This is a genomic window from Nocardioides sp. URHA0020 (assembly GCF_000620705.1).
In the GTDB taxonomy this organism is placed as follows: domain Bacteria; phylum Actinomycetota; class Actinomycetes; order Propionibacteriales; family Nocardioidaceae; genus Nocardioides.
The window spans coordinates 298,135-320,775 of sequence record NZ_KK211167.1; the positions used below are offsets into that span (position 1 = coordinate 298,135).

The following is a 22,641-nucleotide window of genomic DNA, read 5'->3' on the forward strand; positions in this document are numbered from 1 at the left end:
GCTCGTTGGTTTCCAGGCCTTCGCGCCCCCAACCACCGGCAGCGGCGATGAATTCGGTGGGGAGTGTCGGTCCCACCAGGGAGACTGGCACCTGGAGGGGCGATGACCGACACCGACGTCGAGACGCGAGGCACGCGGCTGCCGCGCGCGCTGACGCCGTTCCGGCACCCCGCCTACCGGCGCCTCGCCGTCGCCCTCGTGCTCGCCACCTTCGCCGGTGGCGTCTGGGTGGTCGGACTGGTCTGGGAGGTGATCCGTCTCGGCGGTGGTCCGGCCCAGCTCTCCCTGGTCTCCACCGCGGGCGCCGTCGGCGTGCTGCTGCCCGCGCTGCTCGGCGGCGTGGTCGCCGACCGGGTGCCGCAGAAGGTGATCCTGCTCGGCGTCGCGATGACCGAGCTCGCCTGCATGGGCCTGGTCGCGGCCTTCTCCGTCACCGACCTCACCCGGCTGTGGCAGCTCGCGGTCGTGGCGTTCGTGATCGGCGCGGCGATGGCGTTCTACTACCCGGCGTACTCCGCCTGGCTGCCCGCGCTCGTGCCCGAGGAGGACCTGCTCGCCGTCAACGGCTTCGAGGGCATGATCCGGCCCACGATCGGCCAGGCGCTCGGCCCCGCCGTCGCCGGTGTGGTCGTCGGCATCGCTTCGCCGGGAGCGGCGCTGACGGTCGCCGCGCTGTCGTCGCTGGGCGGGCTGGTCGCGCTGTCGACGGTGCCGTTGACGCCCGTACGCCGCGATGCCGACCGCGGCCCGACCTCCGTGCTGCACGACCTGCGCGAGGGCTTCGCCTACATGGTGCGGACGCCGTGGCTGCTGGCCACGCTGATCTTCGCCTCGCTGATGGTCTTCCTGATCATGGGACCGCTCGAGGTGCTGCTGCCGTTCCTGATCAAGGACAGGCTCGGCGGTGGCCCGGGCGACCACGCCGTCGTGCTCGCGGCATTCGGCATCGGGGGCGCGGTCGGATCGATGACCGTGGCCTCGCTCCGGCTGCCGCGCCGCTACCTCACCTGGATGAACCTGATGTGGGGCTTCGGCTGCGTGCCCTTCGCCGTGATGGGCATCGCGACCGCGGTCTGGCAGCTCGTCGTCGCCGCCTTCGTCCTCGGGGTCTTCTTCTCGGCGCCGATGGTGATCTGGGGGACGCTGCTGCAGCGCCGGGTGCCGCCGCACCTGCTGGGTCGGGTGTCGTCGCTCGACTTCTTCGTCTCGGTCAGCCTGATGCCGATCTCGATGGCCGTCGCCGGCCCGGTCTCCGAGGCGATCGGTCTGCGGACGACCTTCCTGATCGCCGGCACCGTCCCGGCGCTGGTCGCGGTCGTCGCGATCGTGGCCGCGAGGTTGCCCCAGGACGAGATCGCCCACCCGCTCGACTAGAGCGAGCTCAGCACGCCCTCGTTGAAGCGGTGCCCGACGGTCTCGTAGCCGACGACGGTCACCCACGGCGTGAGCGCGACGACGAGCAGCGACCACGTCAGCGAGACACCGGCGACGACCATCGCCACACCCGCCCCGAGCACCAGCGCCGACCCCAGGACCAGCACCACGTGGAAGGGGTCGACGGCGTGGGTCAGCTGGGCGTAGAGCAGGTACATCAGCGCGACGTACGCCGCCAGCGGCACCACCACCGTCAGCACCGTCGCGGTGTCACCGAGCTCGGACTGGCGGTCGAGGCGGTACGCCGCCGCGTGCAGCCCGGCCCCGACCGCGACCAGCGCGCCGTAGAAGGGGATGTGCCCGTAGCCCCAGCCGAAGGAGCGCTCCCGGTGGGCGTGGAGGAGGTCCCCGCTCGGGATCACGAAGTAGGTCCACCACATCCCGAACGTCACGCCGACCCCGGCCAGCCCCAGCACGGCGACGTCGACGGTCCAGCCCTCGCCGGTGATGATCGCGGAGAGCGACGCGACGGTGCCGATCAGCCCTTCGCCGAGGGCGATGATCACCAGTAGGCCGTAGCGCTCGGCCACGTGGTGCGGGTGCCACGGGATGCCCCCGAAGCGCCGCTCGGCGACCACCGGTCCGGAGGTCTCGGCCAGCACCAGCACGACGATCCAGACGAACGTGAGCCGGATCGAGGTGTGCGACAGCGCGAGGAGCACCCACCCGACCTGCGCGACCAGGATGCTGACGACGTTGGACCGGCACGCGCGCGCCCGGGCCGGGTCCTGCCGCGAGGCACGCCACCACTGGAAGACCATCGGCACCCGCATCACGACGTAGCCGAGCACCATCACGCCGTTGTCGACGTACTCACCCTCGTGCAACGACTCGAACATCGGCGGCAGCCCGAGCGCCAGGATCAGCACGCCGACCATCTGCACCATCGTGGAGAGCCGGTAGATCCAGTCGTCGGTGTCGTACGCCGACGCGAACCAGCAGAAGTTGATCCAGGCCCAGGTCACCGCGAAGGTCGAGAACAGGAAGCCGACGACCCCCTCCCAGACGTAGCCCGCGGCCAGGAAGTGCGCCAGCTCGCTCGCGGCCGTGCTGAAGGCGATGACGAAGGTGAGGTCGAAGAGCAGCTCGAGCGGGGTGGCCGCCCGGCCGACCTCGTGGGGGTCGCGCCCACCCATGGGTACGACGCTGTGGATGGTGCGCTCCGGCATGCGGAAACTCTAGGGGTGTCAGGCTCCGAGTCCGAGCGATGCGGCGAGCGCACCGCGCGAGTGGATGCCGAGCTTGCGGTAGACGTGCGAGAGGTGCCACTCGACGGCCTTGACCGTCACCACGAGCTGCTCGGCGATCTCGCGGTTGGTGAGCCCGGTCGCCGCCAGGCGGGCGACCCGCTGCTCGGCGGCGGTCAGCGAGGCCAGCGTCTCGCCGAGCACCGGCTGGGGCTCCTCGCCCATCCGGCTCAGCAGGCGTCGGACCCGGCCCAGGAGCGGCCAGAGGTTCTCGGTGCCGGCGTAGGACTCCGCCGACCGGAGCAGGGTGAGCGCCTCGGCGGCGCCAGCCGGTCCGCTGGCGAGCAGCAGCAGCCCGGCGAGGTCGGTCTCGATCTGCGCCTCGAGGCGCGCCGCGGGGACCCCGTCGAGCTCGTGCAGGGCCTGGCGCAGCAGCGAGGCCCGGTCGGTGTGGGCGTCGACGGTCGCGAGCGTGCGCAGCCCGAGCGCGATCGGGTACGCCACGCCTCTCGCCCCCGCGAGCGTCAGGTGCTCGCGCGCGAGCGCGGTGCCCTCCACCCGGTGTCCGAGGCGTACGGCGGCCAGCGCGGCGGCGGTCCGCCACGGGAGGAGGTCGGTGTCGTCATCGGTAGCGCCCAGCAGGCGGGGGATCCGGGCGAAGTGGCCGGCGGCGAGCTCGACCTCGTTGACCGCGGCGCACAGCTCGCCGCGTCCGTAGTGCGCGGTCGCACCGGTGAGGCCGGGACGCTCCAGGAAGGGCCCGAGCTGCTCACCGACGATCCGGGCCTCGGCCAGCTCTCCGCGGGCGAGGCGGCAGTCGACGAGGGTCGTGAGCAGCGCAGCGCGCTGCACCCGGCCGAGCTCACCGCTGCCCGCGGCCTGCGCCTGCGTGAGGTAGTCGAGCGCGGCGCCGATGGCGCCGGCCCGGGCGTTGAGGAGGCCCCGGTCGAGCAGGTCCCCGGCGTCGAGGATCGCGCCATGCTTGGCGACCTCGGAGGAGGAGCGGACCTGGGAGGGCATGGCCTGAGCGTAGGAACCGACGGTGCCGCGCGAGGGGAAACGCAGGAAACTTTGCGGTGGACCAGTCAGGTGCGCCCGAGGAAGGCCAGCAGCCGGACGTCCGCGGCGTCACCAGCGGCCGGGCGCTCGGGTGCGAAGCGAACGCCGCGGTCGGCGGTCGTCACGGTCAGGTGGGCGATCGGGAGCAGGGCGGTGGCCAGGTCGGCGGGGATCGCCGTGTCCTCGCCGGTGGCCCGGCCCACGTCCCAGCCGTGGGTGGTGATCTCGAGGGCGGCGGTCGCGACCAGCAGCGAGCTGGTGAGGTCGAGCCCACCGACGAGGACGTCTCCGGGTCCCGGACGGCTCCACACGCCGAGCAGGGCGCACGCCTTCTGCTCGATCGCCGCGATCCGCCCCTCGACCGTGCGGGTGAGGTGCACCGCGACCTCGCCACCGGCGGCCTCGGTGAACGCGTCGAGCGAGTCCTCCATGTGCACGAGCAGGTCGTGCAGCCGCCAGTCCGCGCACGGCGTGGCGCGGTCGAGCAGGCCGCCGCGGACGCCGGCCAGTCGCTCCCGGGTGTAGTCCAGCGCCCGGCCGAGCAGCTCGACCGAGGCGGGAAGGGTGGTGGTCACGGGGAGCTCGGCGCCGGGACCCGGTCGTCGGGGAGACCTGCCGGGAGACCGAAGGTCGCGAAGAGCGTGACGTCGAAGAACGCCGTGCAGTGCCGGACCCGGTCGCCCTCGAGCTCGAGCACCTGCAGCTGGAACGGCGTGAAGTCACCCTGCGGCGTCCGCATGTAGAGGCCGTACGCCGGCTGCCCGTTGGCCCGGGTCGCCACCATCTTCATGTCGTGGGCGCCACCCGGGCACTCGGTGCCGATCAGCCAGCCGATGGCGTCGGCGCCTCGGTACCAGCTGGTGAACGGCGGCATGTCCCAGGTGGCCTCGGCGGTGAGCATCCCGACGATCGAGTCGACGTCCTTGCGCCAGAACGCGTCGACGTAGCGCTCCAGCATGTGCTGCTGCGCCGCGGTCAGGTTGGGCTCGACCGTGTCGGCCGTGAGCCCGCGCTCGGCGAGCTGGGCGTGGGCCCGCTGGAGGGCGGAGTTGACGGCCGCCGTCGTGGTGTCGAGCGCCTCGGCCACCTCGGCGGCCGACCAGCGCAGCACGTCGCGCAGGATCAGCACGGCGCGCTGGCGCGCCGGGAGGTGCTGGAGGGCGGCGACGAACGCCAGCCGGATGGTGTCGCGCTCCGCGACCTCGACCGCCGCGTCGGGCACCGGCTCCAGCCAGGCGATCTCGTGGTCGAGCTCGAGCGCGTCACCGGCCACCGCGTCGGGCGTGCCGAGCCCCACGGGCAGCGGTCGCCGTGGTCGGTTCTCGAGGTTGGTGAGACACACGTTGGTGGCGATCCGGTAGAGCCAGGTGCGCACCGACGAGCGGCCCTCGAACTTGTCGGCCGCCCTCCACGCCCGCAGGAAGGTCTCCTGCACCAGGTCCTCGGCCTCGTGCACCGACCCCGACATGCGGTAGCAGTGGGCGAGGAGCTCGCGCTGGTAGCGCTGGGTCAGGGTCGGGAAGTCCTCGAGCTCGGTCCCGGGTTCGTCGAGTGTCGCCATGGCTGCTCCAGTCTGCATGCGACTACCGACCGGCGTCGACCACCAGACTCATCGCTCGCTCGGCGGCCGGTACGGCGAGGACGCGGTCGGTCTCGATCAGGCCGACGCGGGTGCGCCGGTCGAGCAGGTCGTCGACGTCGGCGGCGCCCTCGTGGGTGACCCCGAAGATCAGCTCCGCGAGCGTGACCGGGACGCCGTCGGCGACCGGGGCCAGCAGCTCGTCGTCGGTCAGCCCGCTGACCGCCCGTGCGGTCTCAAGCACCAGTCGCGCGTCGGTGCCGAAGCGACGGACCAGCCTGGCCGGCTCCTCGAGCTCGGCCAGCCGCTCCCGGGGCGCGGCGCCGAGCAGCGGCAGCGCGTGGGTGCTGCACGGGCCCGCGTCGAGACCTGCCTGGGCGACCGCGGCGTCGACGGCGTCCTGGGCCATCCGGCGGTACGTCGTCAGCTTGCCGCCGACGATCGTGATGACGCCGGTGGCGCTGGTGAGCACCGCGTGCCGGCGCGAGAGGTCGGACGTCGTGCCGGCCCCGGCTCCGGAGGACAGCAGCGGGCGCAGCCCGGCGTACGCCCCGACGACGTCGTGGCGGTGCAGCGGCTGCGCCAGCGCCGCCGACGCGACGTCGAGGAGGAAGCCGATCTCGGCCTCGGAGGGCTCGGGCACGTCGGGGATGTCGCCCTCGACCGGCTCGTCGGTGAGGCCGACGTAGATGGTCCCGTCGGGCTGCGGCAGGACGTTGATGAACCGACCGGTGGTGCCGGGGACCGGCGCGAAGACCGACGTGCGCAGGCCGGGGATGCTGGAGCCGCGCAGCACGAGGTGAGTGCCGCGGCTCGGGCGCAGCGTCACCTCGGGGACCAGGTCGCCGGCCCAGACGCCGGTGGCGTTGACGACCGTCCGCGCCGTCACCGTGGTGGTCTCGCCGGTCAGCTCGTCGCGCAGCTCGACCTGCGTGCCGGTGGCGCTGACCACCCGCGCGCGGGTGCGGATCTCGGCGCCGTACGACGCGGCCGTGCGCGCGACGTTGATGACCAGGCGCGCGTCGTCCTCGAGCTGGCCGTCCCAGGTGACCAGCGCGCCGCGCAGGCCGGCCGTGCGGAGCGGTGCGAGCTGGAGCGCCTCCACGGTGGAGATCCGGCGCGGTCGCGGCAGGATCTCGGAGGAGGTCCGCGCGGCCCGGCGCAGGACGTCGCCGCCGATCAGGCCGGCGCCGGTGAGGATCGCCAGGCGACGGGTGGTCACGGAGCCGAGGGGGATCACCATCGGCAGCGCGTGGGTCAGGTGCGGAGCGGTGTGCTCCATCAGGATCCCGCGCTCGACCGCGCTCTCGTGGGCGACGCCGAACTGGAGCTTGGCGAGGTAGCGCAGGCCGCCGTGCACCAGCTTGGAGGACCAGCGCGAGGTGCCGAAGGCGAGGTCGTGGGCGTCGACGGCCAGCACCGACAGACCCCGGGTCACGGCGTCGAGGGCGACCCCGGTGCCGGTGATGCCGAGCCCGATCACCACCACGTCGACGTCGGTGGGGGCCCCGGCCAGCCCCGGCGTGATGCGCGTGCCGGGCGTGACTGCGGCCGTCACGGCTGCAGCCCTCGGGTGAGCGCGCGGTGGAGCTCGGAGTCGAGGTCCTCCAGGGAGACGTCGTCGTCGACCATGGTGTGCGCCGAGAGGACGAACCCGTGGGCCGCGAGCAGCATCGCCCGCGCCATCAGCTCCGGGTTGCCGGCGCGCACCTCGCCGGCGGCCTGGGCCTCGCGCAGGGCGGCGACGGTGAGCTCCAGGATGGCCTCCTGCGAGCGGCCGCGCCGCGAGAAGAGGTAGGGGAGGATCAGCTCCGGGTCGAGGTCGACGATCCGGACGAAGAGCTCGTTGTCGCGCAGCCGCCGGACGGTCCCGAGGATGTCGCCGACCAGGCGCTCGACGGTCGGGGTGTCCGGGTCCTCGTCGGCGAGGGCGTCGGCGACGACCCCACCCCACTCACGGGTCATCAGGTCCGCCAGCAGCTGCGGCATGTCGGCCCAGGTGCGGTAGATCGTCATCCGGGAGACGCCGGCGCGCCGGGCGACCTCGGTCAGCGTCGTACGCCGCCAGCCGACGTCGAGGATGCAGTCGCGGGCGGCGTCCAGGTAGGCGTCCGCCGGCTCGGCGTTGTGACGAAGTGACGTCATGTGTCACAGTGTAACGCATGGCGTCGAACCAGCAGACCGAGATGCACCCGTCCCGATGGGGCGACCCGGCTCGGGCCCAGGACCTCCCGGAGGAGGCGCGCGGTCTCGTCGAGTTGGTCTTCGGGACGACCGACCGCCCCGCTGTCGTCGACCCACCGCTGGCGCCGTCGGCGATCGACCCGGCCGTGCTCGCCGGGCTCGCGGACCTGCTCGGACCCGACCACGTGCGGACCGACGACCAGACCCGGCGGCTGCGCACCCGCGGCAAGTCCACCCCCGACCTGCTCCGGATGCGGTCCGGCGACGTGAGCGACGCGCCCGACGCCGTCGTACGCCCCAGCACGCACGACGAGGTGGCGGCCGTGCTCGCGCTCGCGGTCGAGCACCACCTGGCGGTGGTCCCCTTCGGCGGCGGTACGGCGGTCACCGGCGGACTCGTCGCGCGGCGCGAGGGCTTCGCGGGCGTGCTCAGCCTCGACCTGGTCCGGATGAAGCGGCTGGTCGCCGTCGACCACACGTCGATGACCGCGACGCTCGAGCCCGGACTGCGCGGCCCCGAGGCCGAGGCGCTGCTCGCCGCGGAGGGCCTCGTGCTCGGCCACTACCCGCAGTCGTGGGAGTACGCCTCGATCGGCGGCTTCGCGGCCACCCGCTCCAGCGGCCAGTCCAGTGCGGGCTACGGCCGGTTTGACGCCCTCGTCGTGGGGCTGACGGTCGCCACCCCGCGGGGCCGGCTCGACCTGGGCACCGCGCCGGCCACCGCGGCCGGACCCGACCTGCGCCAGCTGATCCTCGGCTCCGAGGGCGCCTTCGGCGTGATCACCGCGGTGACGGTCCGGGTGCGAGCCCGGCCGACGACCACGCTCTACGAGGGGTGGCGCTGGCCGTCGTTCACCGAGGGCGCTGCCGCGATGCGCACCCTGGCCCAGTCGAGCCTGCTGCCGACGGTGATCCGGCTCTCCGACGAGGGCGAGACCGCCCTCAACCTGGCCGATCCGGGCGCCATCGGCGGCGAGGGCGCCGCGGGCTGCCTGATGATCACCGGCTTCGAGGGCACCGCGGCCGCGGTCGCCGCCAAGAGGGCCGCCGTCACCGCCGTGCTCACCGAGCTCGGCGGCGACCCCGTCGGGGAGGCGGCGGGTGAGAAGTGGGTGCACGGCAGGTTCGACGCGCCGTACCTCCGCGACTCCATGCTGGACGTCGGGGTCCTCGTGGAGACGCTGGAGACCGCGACCTTCTGGTCGGGCGTCGATCGCCTGTACGCCGACGTGAAGTCGGCGCTCACGGCGGCCCTCGGTGACCCGTCGATCGTGCTCTGCCACATCTCGCACGTCTACGAGACCGGCTGCTCGCTCTACTTCACGGTCGCCGCGAAGGAGGCCGACGACCCGCTCGCCCAGTGGCACCGGGCCAAGGTCGCGGCCAGCGACGCGATGATCGCCGCCGGGGCGACGATCACCCACCACCACGCGATCGGCACCGACCACAAGCCGTGGCTCGCGCAGGAGATCGGCCCGCTGGGGGTCTCCGTGCTCCGCGCGGTCAAGGCGGACCTGGACCCGACCGGCATCCTCAACCCCGGGGTCCTGGTCCCATGACCCGCTCGTTCGCCTTCCTGGTCAACCCCACCTCCGGCGGCGGCGCGGCACCCGGCGCCGTCGTACCCGTCGCCCGGGCGCTGCGGGAAGCCGGTGCGACCGTCGACGTCACCTACTCGCCCGGGCCGCAGGCGATGGCGCGCCTGGTGGCCGAGGCGGTGGGGCGCGGCGACGTCGTGGTGTCGGTCGGTGGCGACGGGATGCTGTCGTCGCTCGCCGGGCTGGTCGCCGACCGTGAGGGCACGCTCGCCGTCGTACCGGCCGGCCGGGGCAACGACTTCGCCCGGATGCTCGGCCTGCCGGCGGACCCCGATGCGCAGGCGCGGGTGCTGCTGGAGCACGCCGTACGCCGGATCGACCTGCTGTCGGTGTCCGGCCTGGGGGCGCCCCGGACGGTGGCCGGGTCGGTCTACGCGGGCGTCGACGCGCGCGCCGCCGAGATCGTCGACGGCGCCACCTGGCTGCCGCGCTCGCTGCAGTACCCCTACGCCGCGCTGCGCGCCCTCGCCACCTACCGGCCCGGCCGCTACCGGGTCTCGGTCGACGGCGAGGTGCGGGAGTACGACGCGGCGACGGTCGTCGTCGCGAACTCGGCGTACTACGGCAGCGGCATGCAGATCGCCCCGCCGGCCTCGGTCGAGGACGGCCTGCTCGACGTGATCGTGATCGAGGCAGCCTCCCGCCTGGCCCTGATGCGCTCGCTCCCGAAGGTGTACGACGGCCGCCACGTCCACCTCGACGAGGTCACCGTGCTGTCGGGCACCCGCGTCGAGGTCACCGGCAGCTCGCGCGGCGCGATCCCGGTCGGCGGCGACGGCGAGCCGCTCGGGCCGCTGCCCACCCTCGGCTCAGCGCCCGCGGTCGTCGAGGTCGTCCCCGGAGCGCTGTCGGTCATCTGCTGAGGGGTGCCGGGGGCCCCGGGCTGGGGTCGACGACCGGCCGGGTCACCGCTGACGAGGCCGCGGCGACGTACGCCCCGCGGCTCCCGACGGTCGCCGGCCGCACCCGTGCGGCACCGGGCTGACGCGGCTCGGCGCCCTACTCCTCGGGCACTTCACCAACTTCTCAGGCTCTGCAATGCCCGAGAAGTTCAGGGATACCCGGTTAACCGGGTATCCCTGACCCGGCGGCACGACCACCTACAACGAGAAGGTCCACACCAGCAGCTCGGTGCGAGCCGCGGCAGTGACGGCGAGCCCGGGCTGGTCGGTGACCCGGAAGGCGTCACCGTCGTCGAGCGGCTGGGCCATCGACGAGCGCCGCAGCGCACCACCGGCGACGAAGACGTGCTGCAGGGGCTCGTCGGGCAGGACGACGGTGTCGCCGGCCTCGAGCCGGGCGACCCGGAAGGTCGCGGTGCCGATCCGCACGACCTCGCTCAGGACGCCCGGCACCAGCTCGACGGGGGAGACGTCGTACGACGGGGTGGTCCCCAGGGTGGTCGGCGTGAGCCAGGACTGGACGAAGCGCGTGGGGCCGGACGGGCCTGCGATCTCGGAGTGGGTCACGCCCGAGCCGGCGGAGAGCACCTGCACCTCGCCCGGCCGGACGACACCGGTGTGGCCCGAGGAGTCGGTGTGCCGCAGCTCGCCGGTGAGCACCCAGGTCACGATCTCGAGGTCCGCGTGCGGGTGGTCCTCGAAACCGACGCCGGGACCGAGCAGGTGGTCGTCGTGGCAGACCAGCGAGCCGAACCGGACGTTGTCCGGGTCGTAGTGCTGGCCGAAGGAGAACGAGTGCCGGGTGAGATGTCCCGCACCTCGGGTGACGAAGCGGCCCGTTCCACGGCGGATCTCAACGCTCACAGGCATCATTGTGCCCGTGCCTGCGCCCGACCCTCGCCCGACCCCGGGTCTTCCCCAGCTCCCGCCCGGCTTCCGCTTCGGCACCAGCACGGCGTCGTACCAGATCGAGGGCGCCGCCACCGCGGACGGCAAGGGCCCCAGCATCTGGGACACCTTCTGCGCGCAGCCGGGTCGGATCGTCGACGGCTCCAGCGGTGCCGTGGCCTGCGACCACTACCACCGGTACGCCGAGGACATCGCGCTGATGAAGCGGCTCGGCGTCGGCGGCTACCGGCTCTCGGTGTCGTGGCCGCGGATCCAGCCGAACGGCTCCGGTCCCGCCAACGCGCGCGGCCTCGCCTTCTACGACCGGGTGATTGACGAGCTGCTCGCCAACGACATCAAGCCGATGGTCACGCTCTACCACTGGGACCTGCCGCAGGCGCTCGAGGACGACGGCGGCTGGCTCAACCGCGCGACGGTCGACCGCTTCGCCGAGTACGCCGCGATCCTCGGGGAGCGGTTCGCGGACCGCGTCGAGCACTGGATCCCGGTCAACGAGCCCAACGTCGCGATGATGATGGGCTACGGCATCGGGGTGCACGCCCCGGGTCGTGAGCTGATGTTCGACTCGATGCCGGTCGCCCACCACCTGCTGCTCGCCCACGGCCGGGCGGCCGTGGCGCTGCGGGCCGCCGGGGCGACCAGCGTCGGCTGCGCCAACAACCACGCCCCGATGTGGCCGGCCAGCGAGGACGCGGCCGACGTCGGCGCCACCAAGCTCTTCGACGCGCTCTGGAACGGGCTCTTCATCGAGCCGATGCTGCTGGGTCGCTACCCGGCCGACCTGGCCCCGCTCTTCGACGGCATCGCGCAGGACGGCGACATGGCCATGATCCGCCAGCCGCTCGACTTCTACGGGGTGAACTACTACAACCCCTTCAAGATCGGCGCCGCCGGCGAGGACGCCGAGATGCCCTTCGAGGTCCGCGAGCTGCTCGGCTACCCGGTCACCGACTTCGGGTGGCCGGTCGTGCCCGACGCGCTGCGCGAGTGGCTGATCCTGCTGCGCGCCCGCTTCCGGGCCGCGCTGCCGCCCATCTACATCACCGAGTCGGGCTGCGCCTACAACATGGGTCCGGACGAGCACGGCGTCGTCGACGACCAGCCGCGCATCGACTACCTCGACGCCCACCTCCGGGCCGTCGCGACGGCGGTGCAGCGCGGCGTCGACGTACGCGGCTACTACACGTGGTCGCTGATGGACAACTTCGAGTGGTCGGAGGGCTATCAGCAGCGCTTCGGCCTGGTGCACGTCGACTACGAGACGCAGCAGCGCACGCCGAAGCGGTCCTTCGAGTGGTTCGCCCAGATGATCGCGGCGCAGACCCGCTCGCTCGGCTGACCCGCCTCAGCGGTCCTGGGTCGCGGTCAGCCCCTGCAGGATCCGGACCGCCGTGTCGACGTCGCCGAGCGCGGACCGGTGCGCCGTCGGCGTCGAGGCGAGCGTGGTGCCCGCACCGTGGATCGCCCACACGGGTGCCGGGCCGGCCAGTGCGTCCACGGCGTACGCCGGGAGCAGCGGCTCGGCGAGCCCGGTCGGTGCCTGGCCGTCGACGCACACGACCACGTCGGAGCGGGCGATCATCTCGAGCCCCGAGGCGCCGGCACCACGCACGTCGATGACGTCGGCCACCCCGGCCGCGACGGCGCGCTCCCGGGCCGCGTCCTCGAGGCCGGTCGCCACGTGGATGCGGATCCTGGCCCGCTCGGACGCCGACAGCCGGGCCACGGCCGCGGCGAGCGTGTCGAGCCCCTGCCAGTCGGCGTCGTCGTGGACCAGGCCCAGGTGCACGCGGTCGGGCTCCGTGGTCGCGAAGGCAGCCGGGCCCGCGCCCCGGCGACGGATCGCGTACGGCGTCGCCACCGTCGCGATCGACGCGGCTCGCTCCCTCGCGGCGGGGTCGGGGCAGGCGCGCAGGAAGGCGTCGCGCAGGTTTGCCTCGGTGAAGACGATCTCGTCCGCGAGCGCCGGCACCACGACGTACAGGATCCAGGCGGAGGCAGGGCCCGGGCCGCCGGCATCGAGGCCGGCCGCCTCGATCGCGGCGAGGACCGGCTGGACCGCCCGGTGCTCGGTGAGCGCCGACTGCACGGGCCTCTGGAGCGGGACCGGCAGCGGGTCGGACAGGTCGACGATCCACTGCAGGTCGGGCTTGCGGGCCTTGAGGGCCGCTGCCGCGAGGTGCGCGTCACCGGCGTCGCCGTACGAGCGGACGCGGAGGTAGGGCGCCTGCTTCTTGTAGCGGCTCCACTCCTTCTCCTGCGCGGCGACGTGCTCGACCGCGGCGGCGAGCCGGGCCGGTCGGGAGGCGTCGGGTGCGGCGGTGAGCCAGGCCGAGGACCCGACGTACGGCTCGAGGTAGCCCGGCAGCGGCGTCTCGGCGGACAGGACGACCAGGTCGGCGACGCCCTCCTGCGCCGCGACCCGGCGCTCGGTCGGCGACGGCGCGAGCGGACCGCTGGCCCGACCGAGCCGGTCGACGACGACGAGCTCGGCGGCGCGCCGGCGGTTGGCGCGCTCCCAGTGCACGCTGACGCCTCGGGCGTCGACGGTGTCGATGACCGCGCGCTGCTCCGCGGGGTTCTCGCGCAGGTAGGCGCCGATGTGCAGGCCGAGCGACCGCTCGGTGCGGGCGAGGACCTCGTGCACCTCGGGCGACCCGGTGCTGATCTCGGCGAGCGACTCGTAGGCGTCGAGCCGGCGTACGACGCTGAAGTCGTGGGTGACGTCCTGGCGCGACAGCGACCCGTGGTTGGTGGTGCGGTAGTAGACGGCGTCGTCGACGTCGAGCACGTGGAAGCGGAACCGGTCGCGCGCGAAGACCCGCAGCCAGAAGAGGCTGTCGGACGCGCTGCGCAGCCGCTCGTCGAAGCCGACCGAGCGCGCGACCGCGGTCGGGATCAGCTTGCAGACGTTGAGCGAGATCGCCTCGGGCAGCTCGGCGGCCTCGATGACGCGCCCGCGCACCTGCCGGAAGAGTCGGGAGTAGCTGTTGTCGAAGTTCGGGGCGCCGTCGGGCTCCTCGACCTCGGCGATGTCCGCGAGCGGGGCCACGCCGGGCGCGGCCGCGTCGACCAGGCGCTGCAGGTACGGCGACGAGACCCAGTCGTCGTCGTCGACCATGGTCATCCAGGTGCCCCGGGCGGCCTCGACGCCCAGCCACCGGGCGTGGGCGACGCCGGCCCGGGCCGTCTCCAGCACGCGTACGGCGGGGCCGCGCCAGCCGTCGGTGTGCCGGCCAACCAGGTCGGGGACGCCACCGGGCTCACCGTTCACGATGACCAGCACCTCGAAGCGGTCCGGTGCCAGGGTCTGCGCCGCCAGCGAGTCGAGGGTGCGCAGCAGGGTGTCGGGCCGGCCGTAGGTGGGCACCACCACCGACACCAGGAGGTCGTCCTCGGCGGTCGTGACCACGCTGCTCTCCGACATCGGGGCTGATCCTGCCGTCACTTCGCGTGCAGCGCGATCGTGCCCGGCCGCTGCTTCGCGATGCCGACCCGTGACAGCGCGCGGTGCAGCATCGGCGTCAGCGTCTTGATGTAGGTGCGGGTCACGTGGCTGCCCTGTCGGTAGATGAGGGTGTGCGCGATCACCGCGGGACAGGTCGGTCCCGGCGGGCAGATCCACTTGTTGATGTCGACGTACGGGAGGTCCAGCTCCTCGGCCGCCGCCTTCAGCGGCACCGCGCCGCTGGTCGCCTCGCCGCGCGCCCGGTCGAAGGAGCACTTCTGGTAGGCGCCAGGGTTCTCCTCGACGCAGCGGTAGAGGGCGTCGGAGTCGGGGGAGATGTTGTCGGCGAGCACGATCACCTTCGTCCCCATCTCCTTGAGCTGCGCCAGGCTGGCGTCCAGGCCGCGGGTCTCGTCGTCGTACGACGAGCCCCGCACGGACACGATCGTGTAGTCGGGCACGCCGTGGGTCTCGAACCAGGCGGTCACCTTGCGGTTGTAGGCGGCGCAGTCGTCGGAGACCCCGACGGTGCTGACGGTGCACGCCGACTTCAGGTAGAGCTCGAGCCGCCAGTCCTCGCTGTGCGCGATGCTCTTCAGCGCGGGGTACCACTGCTCCATCTTGGAGTCGCCGAGCATCGCGACGGTCGTGTCGGACCGGGGGTTGCCGCGCACGCAGTCGGTGCGCATCTTGGTGCCCTCGATGGGCATCTGGCAGGCGTTGACCGACGGGACGTCCTCGGTCGCCACCGCCGGGTCGGGCACGACCTTGCCGGAGCGGGTGTAGAGCCGCGTCGGGTCGTCCACGAGCCGCCAGACCTTGCCGTCGGGGTTCGCCACCAGGGCGCGGGCGCCGGGCGCGGACCCACCGGGCTGCAAGGTCGGGACCGACCGGACGATGAGGAGGCCGGTGATCACCGACACCGACATGAGCACCGCGCCCAGGGTGAGCGCGAGCGACGTGCTGGCGGTCAGGCGGGGGGCGAACCGGATCGGGTCCTCGATCAGCCGCTTGGACAGCCAGGCCAGCGGGATCGAGGCCAGGCCGATCAGGCCCAGCGAGAGGCCCGAGATGTCGGGCCACCGCCAGCCGGCGAGGATCAGCAGCGGCCAGTGCCAGAGGTAGACCGAGTACGAGATGCCGCCCAGCCAGGTCATCGGGCGCGTGCCGAGCAGGCGCGCCGCGGAGGTCGGGGTGGCCGTCACCGCGCAGCCCGAGGCGATCACGGCGGCGGCGCCGAGGGTCGGCACCAGCGCCGCGGTCCCGGGCCAGGCCGTCTCCGAGCTGAAGACGAGGACGGCGTACGCGATCGCGGCCAGGCCGGCCCACGCCAGCAGCTCGGCGACTCTGCGGGGCAGCGTGCGCAGCCGCACGATGCCGAAGGACAGCAGCGAGCCGATGGCCAGCTCCCACACCCGCGTGGTGGTGAAGAAGTACGCCGTCGCGGGGCTCGTGCGCGTGTGCACGGCCGAGTAGACGAGCGAGGCCGCGGCGGCGGCGCCGATCACGACGAGCAGGACTCGACGCGGCCGCCAGCCGGTCCGGCGGGCGATGAAGACCCCGACCAGGATCAGCAGCGGCCAGAAGACGTAGTACTGCTCCTCGACCGAGAGCGACCAGTAGTGCTGCAGCGGCGACTCGGCGGCGCCCTCGGCGAGGTAGTCGACCGAGCGGAAGGCGAGCACCCAGTTCACGACGTACGTCGCCGTCGCCATGGTGTCCTTGCCGAGGTCCACGTGGGTGGACCCGGGCATCACGGCGTACCCGACGACGGCGGTGAAGAGCAGCACGACCGTCGCCGCGGGCACGAGCCGGCGGACCCGGCGTGCGTAGAACCGGGTGATCGAGACGCTGCCCGTGCGGTCGACCTCGCGCAGCAGCAGGCCGGTGATCAGGAAGCCGCTGATCACGAAGAAGACGTCGACGCCGGCGAAGCCGCCGCTCAGCGCGGTGACGCCGACGTGGTAGAGGACGACCACGCCGACGGCGATGGCCCGCAGGCCCTCGATGTCGCCGCGGACGCCGGATGACGGGGCACTCGTCGGTGCGGTCGCGCTCGGGGTCGCCGTCGTCGGGGCCGTGGTCATGCCGTCGCCTCGTCACTGGTGGAACAAATCGGAGCGAGACTACGCCCCGACGCCGACGATGCCGAAAACGTCGACGCCCCGAGCGGCGCCGGGCTCACCGCAGGCGCGCCGAGCCGCTGAGGCGCGTCCGACGTGCGGCTCCGTCACGACGAGCGGTGGGCGAGCCTGCTGGCACAATGTCCGCCATGTCCTCGCCACGCCCGCTCAGCGTCCGATCCGCACGCCCCCGGTCCCGGGTCGCATGAGCACGGGTGTGAGTGCCGTCGGGACCGCGGTCGCCGTCGGCCAGTCGCGGCAGAGTGCGGCCAAGGTCTTCGGCCCCTCCTTCGACCAGCTGGTCCTGACGACGTTCGCCACCCACGTCGGCGACGTCGCCGACCGGGAGCTCTCGTTCGTCGGCGTGACCGCCGAGCCGGGACTGCTCGAGACCCTCACCTGGGCCCTGCAGCTGCGGGCCTCGCGGCCCGAGGTCACCGTGGCCGTCGAGATGCCCGGTGACGTGGCGCTCAGTCGCGCGGTGGGGCACCTGCTGTCCGAGGCCGGTGTGGCCGTCGCCGGCGTACGCCGCTTCACCGACCGGCCGTGCCTGGTCCTCGCCGCGGAGGCGGACGGCCCCACCGGTGACGTGGCGGCGCTGCTGGACGCTGCGCTGACCGCCCCCGACGACCGCCAGGCCGCCCAGGAGCGACGCGCGGCGGAGTGGGAGCTCGCGGCGATGGTGGCCCGGTCCGACGACTTCGAGCAGCGGCTGGCGACCACCTCCCGCCGGCTCCTCGAGGCGCGGGGCGAGGTCCAGGAGCTGCAGGAGCGGATGGCGCGCAACGCCGAGCGCGCCCGGCGCAAGGCCAACCGGGCCCGCCGGCGCAAGGAGAAGGCTCTCGAGGAGGACCCGAGCGCCGCTCCGGCCCCCGACGCGACCGGTCTCTCCCCCCGCTCGCTCGTGCACGCCGCGTCCGGGGTACTGGGCGCCCGCGGTCGGCGCGGCCGCCTGATCTCCCTGCTGATCCTGGGTGCCGGCGCGGTGCTGCCGGCCCTGGTGCTCGCGGTCGTGCTCGGCCTCACCGACGGCGTCGGTGGCGCGGTGGTCGGCCTGGTCCTCGGCCTGCTCCTCACCCTGGTGCTCGCGGTGGCCCTGCTGGTCGCCCTGGCCGTCCGCGCGATCGCAGGGGTGCGCGACGACGTACGCCACGGCGCGGAGGACGACCGTCGTCAGACCGAGGTCGGCCTGCGGAGCGTGACCTCGCTGATCCACGCCCGGTTCGCGTCGGTGGCGCTCGCGCTGACCGACCAGGGCGAGGCGATCGCCGCCATCCCGACGCAGGCACCCGCCTCCGAGGTCGAGCTGCGCCACCAGGTGCGCGAGCTCGGCGACCGGATCCAGGCGACCCAGCAGCTGCTCGACGAGCTCCACCCGGCCGCCGGCCTCCCGGCCCTCTCCGGGGACGCCGCCGCCCCCGACGTGCTCGTCCTGCTGGTCGAGGAGCTGCGACGCACCCGGCCGAAGGTCGTCGTCGAGTCGGGCCGAGGCGCCTCGACGCTCTTCCTGGCCCTGGCCGTCGAGAAGTACGGCCTCGACACCCGGATCGTCTCGCTCGAGCACGACGCCGGCCGCGCCCGGGCCACCCGCGAGCTGCTGGCACGCCACGGCGTCGCCGACCGCGCCGACGTGCGCTACGCCCCACTGGCCCGCACGCACCTCGAGGACCACGTGACGCCGTGGTACGACGAGGCGGCGCTGGCGGACCTGTCCGAGGTCGGCCTGGTGTTCGTGGACGGCCCGCCCACGTCGGTGGGACCGGCGGCGCGCTACCCGTTCATCCCGCTGCTCGAGGGCCGGCTCGCCGAGACGTGCGTGGTCGTCGTGGACGACGTCGACGCGCCCGGGGAGCAGGCCGTGCTGGAGCGCTGGTCGGCGCTGCTGCCCGACTTCGCGTTGGCCGAGGTGCCGCTCATCCGCGGCGCCGCAGTCTTCCGGCGGGCTGCTCCGCTCAGCCGCTGACGCGCGACGCGGGCACCTGGTCGATCCCGATCTCGGACACCGGGCGCCGGGCGATGCCCAGCTCGCTGAGCGAGCGGTAGAGCATCGGCGTCAGGCTGCGGATGTAGCTGTCGGTGAGGTGGCTGCCCTGCCGGTGCAGCAGCGTGCCGCCGATCGCGGCGGGGCACCGGTCGCCGGGCGGGCAGATCCAGTCGTTGAGGTCGACCATCGGGAGGTCGAGGCTCTTCGCCGTGGCAGCGAGCGCCGGCGTACCGACGCCCTGGGGGTCACCGGCGCGCGGCATCGAGCAGGCGGCGTAGTCGTCGGGGTGCGCCTCGACGCACTCGTAGACCGCCTTGGAGTTGGGGGTCGGGTTGTCGGCGACGAGCACGATCTTCGTGCCGAGCGCCGCCAGCTCGCCGAGCGCCTGCTTCATGCCCGGCTCGAGTCCGGGCTCCACCTTCGACCCCTGGGAGACCAGGGCGTAGTCGGGCGCCCCGTCCCTGCGGAAGTTGTCGATCATGTGGTGGGTGAAGGTCGCGCAGTCGGGGTCGACGCCGTCGAAGCTGAACGTGCAGGCGGACTTCAGGTCGAGCTCCAGGCGCCAGTCCTCGGCGTCCGCGATCGCCCGGACCGCGCTGAACCACTGCCCCATCTTGGAGTCGCCGAGCATCACCATGGTCTTGCCGGACCGGTCGGCGCCGTACACGCAGTCGGCCGCGGCCTCCACCTTGCCGGTGCCGACCTGGCAGCCCTTGTCGTAGTAGGGCGGACGGTCCTCGGTGGCGACCGCGGGATCCGGGGTGAGCGGTCCCGACTGGTCGTAGTGGGCGCTGGGGTCCTTCACCAGCCGCCAGCTGTCGCTGCCGGGGTCGGCGACCAGCACCGTGGCGCCCTCGACCGCCGCGCCGGTGTCGAGGGTCGGGGCGGCCCGGCCGACGGCCAGGCCGACGACGATGGTGAGCGCCATCGCGACCGCGCCCACGGCGAGCGTCAGGGGGCGCGAGGACGCGAGCCGGGAGTTGAAGCGGACCGGGTCCTCCAACAGCCTCTTGGTCAGCCAGGCCAGGGCGACGGCGACGAGGACCACGACCACGGTCAGCGCCCGGCCGTGGTCGGGCCACTGCTCGTCGGCCAGCACGATCAGCGGCCAGTGCCACAGGTAGAGGGAGTAGGAGATGCCGCCCAGCCACACCAGTGGGCGCCAGCCGAGCGGTCCGGGGCGGGCGGCCACCTGGGGGTGGCAGCCGCCGGCGATCACGGCTGCGGTGCCCAGCGTCGGCACCAGGGCCGCCCATCCCGGCCAGAGCACCGTGCTGTGCACGACCACGACCGTGCCCGCGATCATCAGCAGCCCGACCACGGTCAGGGCGCGCGCCACGATGGCGCTGGTCCGTGCGAGCGCGGCGGTCCCGAAGGCCAGCAGAGAGCCGACGGCCAGCTCCCACACGCGGGTCGTGGAGGTGAAGTAGCTCGTGGCCGGGGACTCCGGGGTGTGGATGACCGACCAGGCCAGGGACGTGGCGAAGACGGCGGCCACGGTCGCGAGCATCAGGGTCCTGGCCCGGGCCGGCCGGCGGCGGGCCAGGAGCAGGCAGAGCATGATCAGCAGCGGCCAGACGACGTAGTACTGCTCCTCGACCGACAGCGACCAGTAGTGCTGGACCGGCGAGACCCCGGCGCCCTCGGCGAGGTAGTCGACGGCGCGGTGCGCGAGCGCCCAGTTGACGACGTACAGGGTCGCCGCGACGACGTCGGTGGACAGGTCGGCGTACCGCGACGCGGGCAGCACCGCCCAGCCCGCGACCGCCGTGAAGACCAGCACCAGCGATGCGGCCGGGAGCAGGCGTCGGGCGCGCCGGGCGTAGAAGCCCGTGATCGAGATGCGCTCCTTGGTCGCCGCCTCGCGCAGCAGCAGGCTGGTGATCAGGTAGCCGCTGATGACGAAGAAGATGTCGACGCCGGCGAAGCCGCCGGGCACGAACGACAGGCCTGCGTGGTAGAGCAGCACCGTGCCCACGGCGACGGCGCGCAGCCCCTCGATGTCGGCCCGCACGCCGGGATTGGTGACGCGGCGGCGTCGGCCGGCCGCCGGGACGGCGGTGGTGACGGCGTTCAACAGGGCGTTCCGGCGGAGCGGCCCCGCTGGCGGTCGGGGCGTGGACCGACCTCGATCAGCGACCGGAGCACCTCGACGGCGCCGTCGACGTCGCCGAGCAGGGAGCGGTGGGCGACGGGGACCGTCGACAGCGAGCTGGCGGGCTCGTAGAGCGCCCAGATCGGCGTACCGCTGCCGAGGTAGTCGGACACCTTGGAGGGCAGGTAGGGGTTCAGCCCGGCGTGCGACCCGGCGGTCTGCGCGTCGTTGACGATCAGCGCGTCGAACTTGCGGGTCAGGTTGAGGAAGCCGGTGTACGGCGCGTAGGGGTTGACGCGGACGACGTCGCCGAGGCCGTCGGCCCACACGCGCGACTGGGTCACGTCGACCTTGTCGGTGAAGACGTGCAGCTGGATGCGCGCGCGGTCGTAGCCGGAGAGCCGTGCCAGGCCCTCGGTCAGCTCGCCCAGGGTTCGGGTGGCGTAGAACGCGCCGAAGTAGGCGATGTGCACCCGGTCGTCGTCGAGCGGGTAGTCGACCGACCCGAGGTCGTACAGGTCGGGCGTCGGCGTGGGGTGCCGGGCGATCCGCGAGATGCTCAGGGCCCGCTCCGCGAGAGCGGGGTCGGGGCAGTAGCTGAGCATGTAGGAGCGCTGGAGCTCGTTGGTGAAGAGGATCTCGTCGGCCAGCGCGTAGGCGATCTGCTCGCCCCACTCGTTCAGCGCGAGCCCCTCCGGCGCCGGGAAGCCGGCCGCCTCGACGCCGGCTCGCAGCTCGCTGACGACCGGGCCCTCCTTCATCTGCGCGGTGCGCACCTCGCCGTGGATGTCGCGGCTCAGCGGGTCGGAGAACTCGGCGATCCAGCGGGTGCTCGGGTGGCGCAGCTTGTACTGCGCGGCGACGACGTGGGCCGCCACCCAGGTGGCCCGGGAGTAGACCGAGTCGTACTCCTTCCCGGCCTCGCTCCAGGTCTCGAGCGTCTTGAAGACGCCGTCGGAGTAGGCGACGAGCTCGGCCCAGCGCGGTGCGTGGGAGCGGCCCGGCACGGCGGCCAGCGCGGCGACGTACGGCGCGGAGATCCACGGGGAGCTCTCGTCGCGCGCCTGTGCGTCGTCCCGGTCCTTGGCGATGACGTCGACGAGCGTCCCGCGCTCCCGGATCCGGCGCGCCGCGACCAGCCCGCTGGTGCCGCTCCACGGCGGGAAGCCGTAGAGCACGGCCAGGTCGCGGGCCAGGCCGCGGTTGACCGCCGACCAGTTGAACCGCGGAAGGTGGCGCTCCGCGATCGCGTCCGTGACCGCCTGCCGCTGGTCCGGGTACATCTTGAGGAACGTGTTGATCATGACGCACTGGGCGGTGATGACGTTGTGCAGCACCCGCTCGACGTCGGGCGGGCCGGGCGGCACGTCGCCGAGCGACTCGATGCAGTCCAGCCGCATCCGCACGTTGAACTCGAAGGACGGGTCGCGCCGCGACAGCGAGCCGCCGCCGCGCGTGCGGTAGTACGCCGCCCCGCGGTCGGGCAGCACCCGGAAGTGGAACTGGTGCCGGGCGAAGAGCTTGGTCCAGAAGACGAAGTCGGACCCGCCGACCAGCCGCTCGTCGTACCCGACCTCGCGGGCGGCCGCGACGGGGACGAGCTTGCAGACGTTGAGCGAGATGCCGGGGCCCAGCCGGGCGGGGCGCACCGCCGCGGTGCCGACGTGCTTCTGGATCGCGTTGGAGAAGTAGTTGTCGTAGCTCGGGGTGTCCTCCTCGCCGTCGAAGATCTCGGCCATCCAGACCAGCGGGATGATGCCGGGCTCGACGCCGGAGAGCAGCGTCTCGAGGTACGACGGCGACACCCAGTCGTCGTCGTCGAGGATCGTCATGTGCACGCCGCGCGCCACCGACAGGCCGAGGTTGCGGGCGTGGGCGACCCCGGCGACGGGCGTCTGGACCACCCGGATCTCCAGATCGGGGTGCTCGGCGGCGAAGCCGGCGACGTACGCGGCCGTCCCGTCGTCGGGCCCGTTGACGACGACCACGACCTCGAAGCGGTCCGCGGCCAGGGTCTGGACCGTGAGCGACGTGAGCGCCCGGCCGATGGTGGCGACGCGGCCGGCGGTGGCGAGCAGCACGGTGACGTCGGGGGTCGCCGCGGCGTCGTGGTCCCGGTCAGTCAGCCGTGACACCGCA

Annotated in this window: 16 protein-coding genes; 5 read left to right on the plus strand and 11 right to left on the minus strand. The window is 73.3% G+C overall.

Annotated features, from left to right (window positions below; all coding sequences use genetic code 11):
* Positions 1–102: 102 nt before the first annotated feature.
* The gene (locus tag N542_RS0110165; protein WP_028643823.1) at positions 103–1,374 is read left to right on the plus strand and encodes an MFS transporter; all 1,272 of its coding nucleotides are present in this window, start codon (positions 103–105) and stop codon (positions 1,372–1,374) included.
* On the opposite strand, the gene N542_RS0110170 is transcribed toward N542_RS0110165, so the two are convergent.
* The 6 genes from N542_RS0110170 to N542_RS0110195 form a co-directional block, all read right to left on the minus strand.
* The gene (locus tag N542_RS0110170) at positions 1,371–2,603 is read right to left on the minus strand and encodes a low temperature requirement protein A (protein ID WP_028643824.1); all 1,233 of its coding nucleotides are present in this window, start codon (positions 2,601–2,603) and stop codon (positions 1,371–1,373) included. The genes N542_RS0110165 and N542_RS0110170 overlap by 4 nt on opposite strands.
* Positions 2,604–2,621: 18 nt before the next feature.
* Positions 2,622–3,641, minus strand: coding sequence for a LuxR family transcriptional regulator (locus N542_RS0110175; protein ID WP_028643825.1), 1,020 nt, complete (start codon positions 3,639–3,641; stop codon positions 2,622–2,624).
* 65 nt (positions 3,642–3,706) lie between these two features.
* A complete protein-coding gene (locus tag N542_RS24300; protein ID WP_036507248.1) occupies positions 3,707–4,255 on the minus strand; it encodes a TIGR03086 family metal-binding protein in 549 nt (182 codons plus the stop codon).
* The gene (locus tag N542_RS0110185; RefSeq protein WP_028643826.1) at positions 4,252–5,241 is read right to left on the minus strand and encodes a sigma-70 family RNA polymerase sigma factor; all 990 of its coding nucleotides are present in this window, start codon (positions 5,239–5,241) and stop codon (positions 4,252–4,254) included. Before N542_RS0110185 ends, N542_RS24300 begins: the two co-directional genes overlap by 4 nt.
* 22 nt (positions 5,242–5,263) lie before the next feature.
* Complete coding sequence (locus N542_RS24305; RefSeq protein WP_036507251.1) at positions 5,264–6,817, minus strand: glycerol-3-phosphate dehydrogenase/oxidase; 1,554 nt, start codon at positions 6,815–6,817, stop codon at positions 5,264–5,266.
* Positions 6,814–7,404 carry a TetR/AcrR family transcriptional regulator gene (locus N542_RS0110195; protein WP_028643827.1) on the minus strand — a complete coding sequence of 197 codons (591 nt, stop codon included), beginning with the start codon at positions 7,402–7,404 and terminating at the stop codon, positions 6,814–6,816. The genes N542_RS24305 and N542_RS0110195 overlap by 4 nt, the downstream gene beginning before the upstream one ends.
* Positions 7,405–7,421: 17 nt before the next feature.
* Here N542_RS0110195 and N542_RS0110200 point away from each other — a divergent pair, with 17 nt between their 5' ends.
* A complete protein-coding gene (locus N542_RS0110200) occupies positions 7,422–9,002 on the plus strand; it encodes an FAD-binding oxidoreductase (RefSeq protein WP_036507254.1) in 1,581 nt (526 codons plus the stop codon).
* Positions 8,999–9,904, plus strand: coding sequence for a diacylglycerol/lipid kinase family protein (locus N542_RS0110205; protein ID WP_028643829.1), 906 nt, complete (start codon positions 8,999–9,001; stop codon positions 9,902–9,904). Before N542_RS0110200 ends, N542_RS0110205 begins: the two co-directional genes overlap by 4 nt.
* A 237-nt stretch (positions 9,905–10,141) precedes the next feature.
* On the opposite strand, the gene N542_RS27860 is transcribed toward N542_RS0110205, so the two are convergent.
* A complete protein-coding gene (locus N542_RS27860) occupies positions 10,142–10,807 on the minus strand; it encodes a pirin family protein (RefSeq protein ID WP_051551588.1) in 666 nt (221 codons plus the stop codon).
* A 16-nt stretch (positions 10,808–10,823) separates the two neighbouring features.
* Here N542_RS27860 and N542_RS0110215 point away from each other — a divergent pair, with 16 nt between their 5' ends.
* Complete coding sequence (locus N542_RS0110215; RefSeq protein WP_028643831.1) at positions 10,824–12,191, plus strand: GH1 family beta-glucosidase; 1,368 nt, start codon at positions 10,824–10,826, stop codon at positions 12,189–12,191.
* A 6-nt stretch (positions 12,192–12,197) separates the two neighbouring features.
* Here N542_RS0110215 and N542_RS0110220 read toward each other — a convergent pair whose 3' ends face one another.
* Positions 12,198–14,279 carry a glycosyltransferase family 2 protein gene (locus N542_RS0110220; RefSeq protein WP_028643832.1) on the minus strand — a complete coding sequence of 694 codons (2,082 nt, stop codon included), beginning with the start codon at positions 14,277–14,279 and terminating at the stop codon, positions 12,198–12,200.
* 17 nt (positions 14,280–14,296) lie between these two features.
* Positions 14,297–16,387: an acyltransferase family protein gene (locus tag N542_RS24310; protein WP_051551589.1), complete on the minus strand. Its 2,091-nt coding sequence runs from the start codon at positions 16,385–16,387 to the stop codon at positions 14,297–14,299.
* A 253-nt stretch (positions 16,388–16,640) separates the two neighbouring features.
* Here N542_RS24310 and N542_RS26600 point away from each other — a divergent pair, with 253 nt between their 5' ends.
* The gene (locus N542_RS26600; RefSeq protein WP_051551590.1) at positions 16,641–18,386 is read left to right on the plus strand and encodes a class I SAM-dependent methyltransferase; all 1,746 of its coding nucleotides are present in this window, start codon (positions 16,641–16,643) and stop codon (positions 18,384–18,386) included.
* On the opposite strand, the gene N542_RS27495 is transcribed toward N542_RS26600, so the two are convergent.
* Both N542_RS27495 and N542_RS26605 read right to left on the minus strand, forming a co-directional pair.
* Positions 18,376–20,484, minus strand: coding sequence for an acyltransferase family protein (locus tag N542_RS27495; protein ID WP_051551591.1), 2,109 nt, complete (start codon positions 20,482–20,484; stop codon positions 18,376–18,378). The genes N542_RS26600 and N542_RS27495 overlap by 11 nt on opposite strands.
* Positions 20,481–22,637 (minus strand): glycosyltransferase, encoded by a 2,157-nt coding sequence (locus N542_RS26605; RefSeq protein ID WP_051551592.1) that lies wholly within the window; start codon positions 22,635–22,637, stop codon positions 20,481–20,483. The genes N542_RS27495 and N542_RS26605 overlap by 4 nt, the downstream gene beginning before the upstream one ends.
* Positions 22,638–22,641: the final 4 nt, after the last annotated feature.

What these genes read in the sequence shown, in the direction of transcription:
- N542_RS0110170 (WP_028643824.1), bottom strand. Translation starts at nt 2,603, where the DNA reads ATGCCGGAGCGCACCATCCACAGCGTCGTACCCATGGGTGGGCGCGAC.
- N542_RS0110165 (WP_028643823.1), top strand. Translation starts at nt 103, where the DNA reads ATGACCGACACCGACGTCGAGACGCGAGGCACGCGGCTGCCGCGCGCG.
- N542_RS0110195 (WP_028643827.1), bottom strand. Translation starts at nt 7,404, where the DNA reads ATGACGTCACTTCGTCACAACGCCGAGCCGGCGGACGCCTACCTGGAC.
- N542_RS0110205 (WP_028643829.1), top strand. Translation starts at nt 8,999, where the DNA reads ATGACCCGCTCGTTCGCCTTCCTGGTCAACCCCACCTCCGGCGGCGGC.
- N542_RS0110220 (WP_028643832.1), bottom strand. Translation starts at nt 14,279, where the DNA reads ATGTCGGAGAGCAGCGTGGTCACGACCGCCGAGGACGACCTCCTGGTG.
- N542_RS24310 (WP_051551589.1), bottom strand. Translation starts at nt 16,387, where the DNA reads ATGACCACGGCCCCGACGACGGCGACCCCGAGCGCGACCGCACCGACG.
- N542_RS0110185 (WP_028643826.1), bottom strand. Translation starts at nt 5,241, where the DNA reads ATGGCGACACTCGACGAACCCGGGACCGAGCTCGAGGACTTCCCGACC.
- N542_RS0110200 (WP_036507254.1), top strand. Translation starts at nt 7,422, where the DNA reads ATGGCGTCGAACCAGCAGACCGAGATGCACCCGTCCCGATGGGGCGAC.
- N542_RS0110175 (WP_028643825.1), bottom strand. Translation starts at nt 3,641, where the DNA reads ATGCCCTCCCAGGTCCGCTCCTCCTCCGAGGTCGCCAAGCATGGCGCG.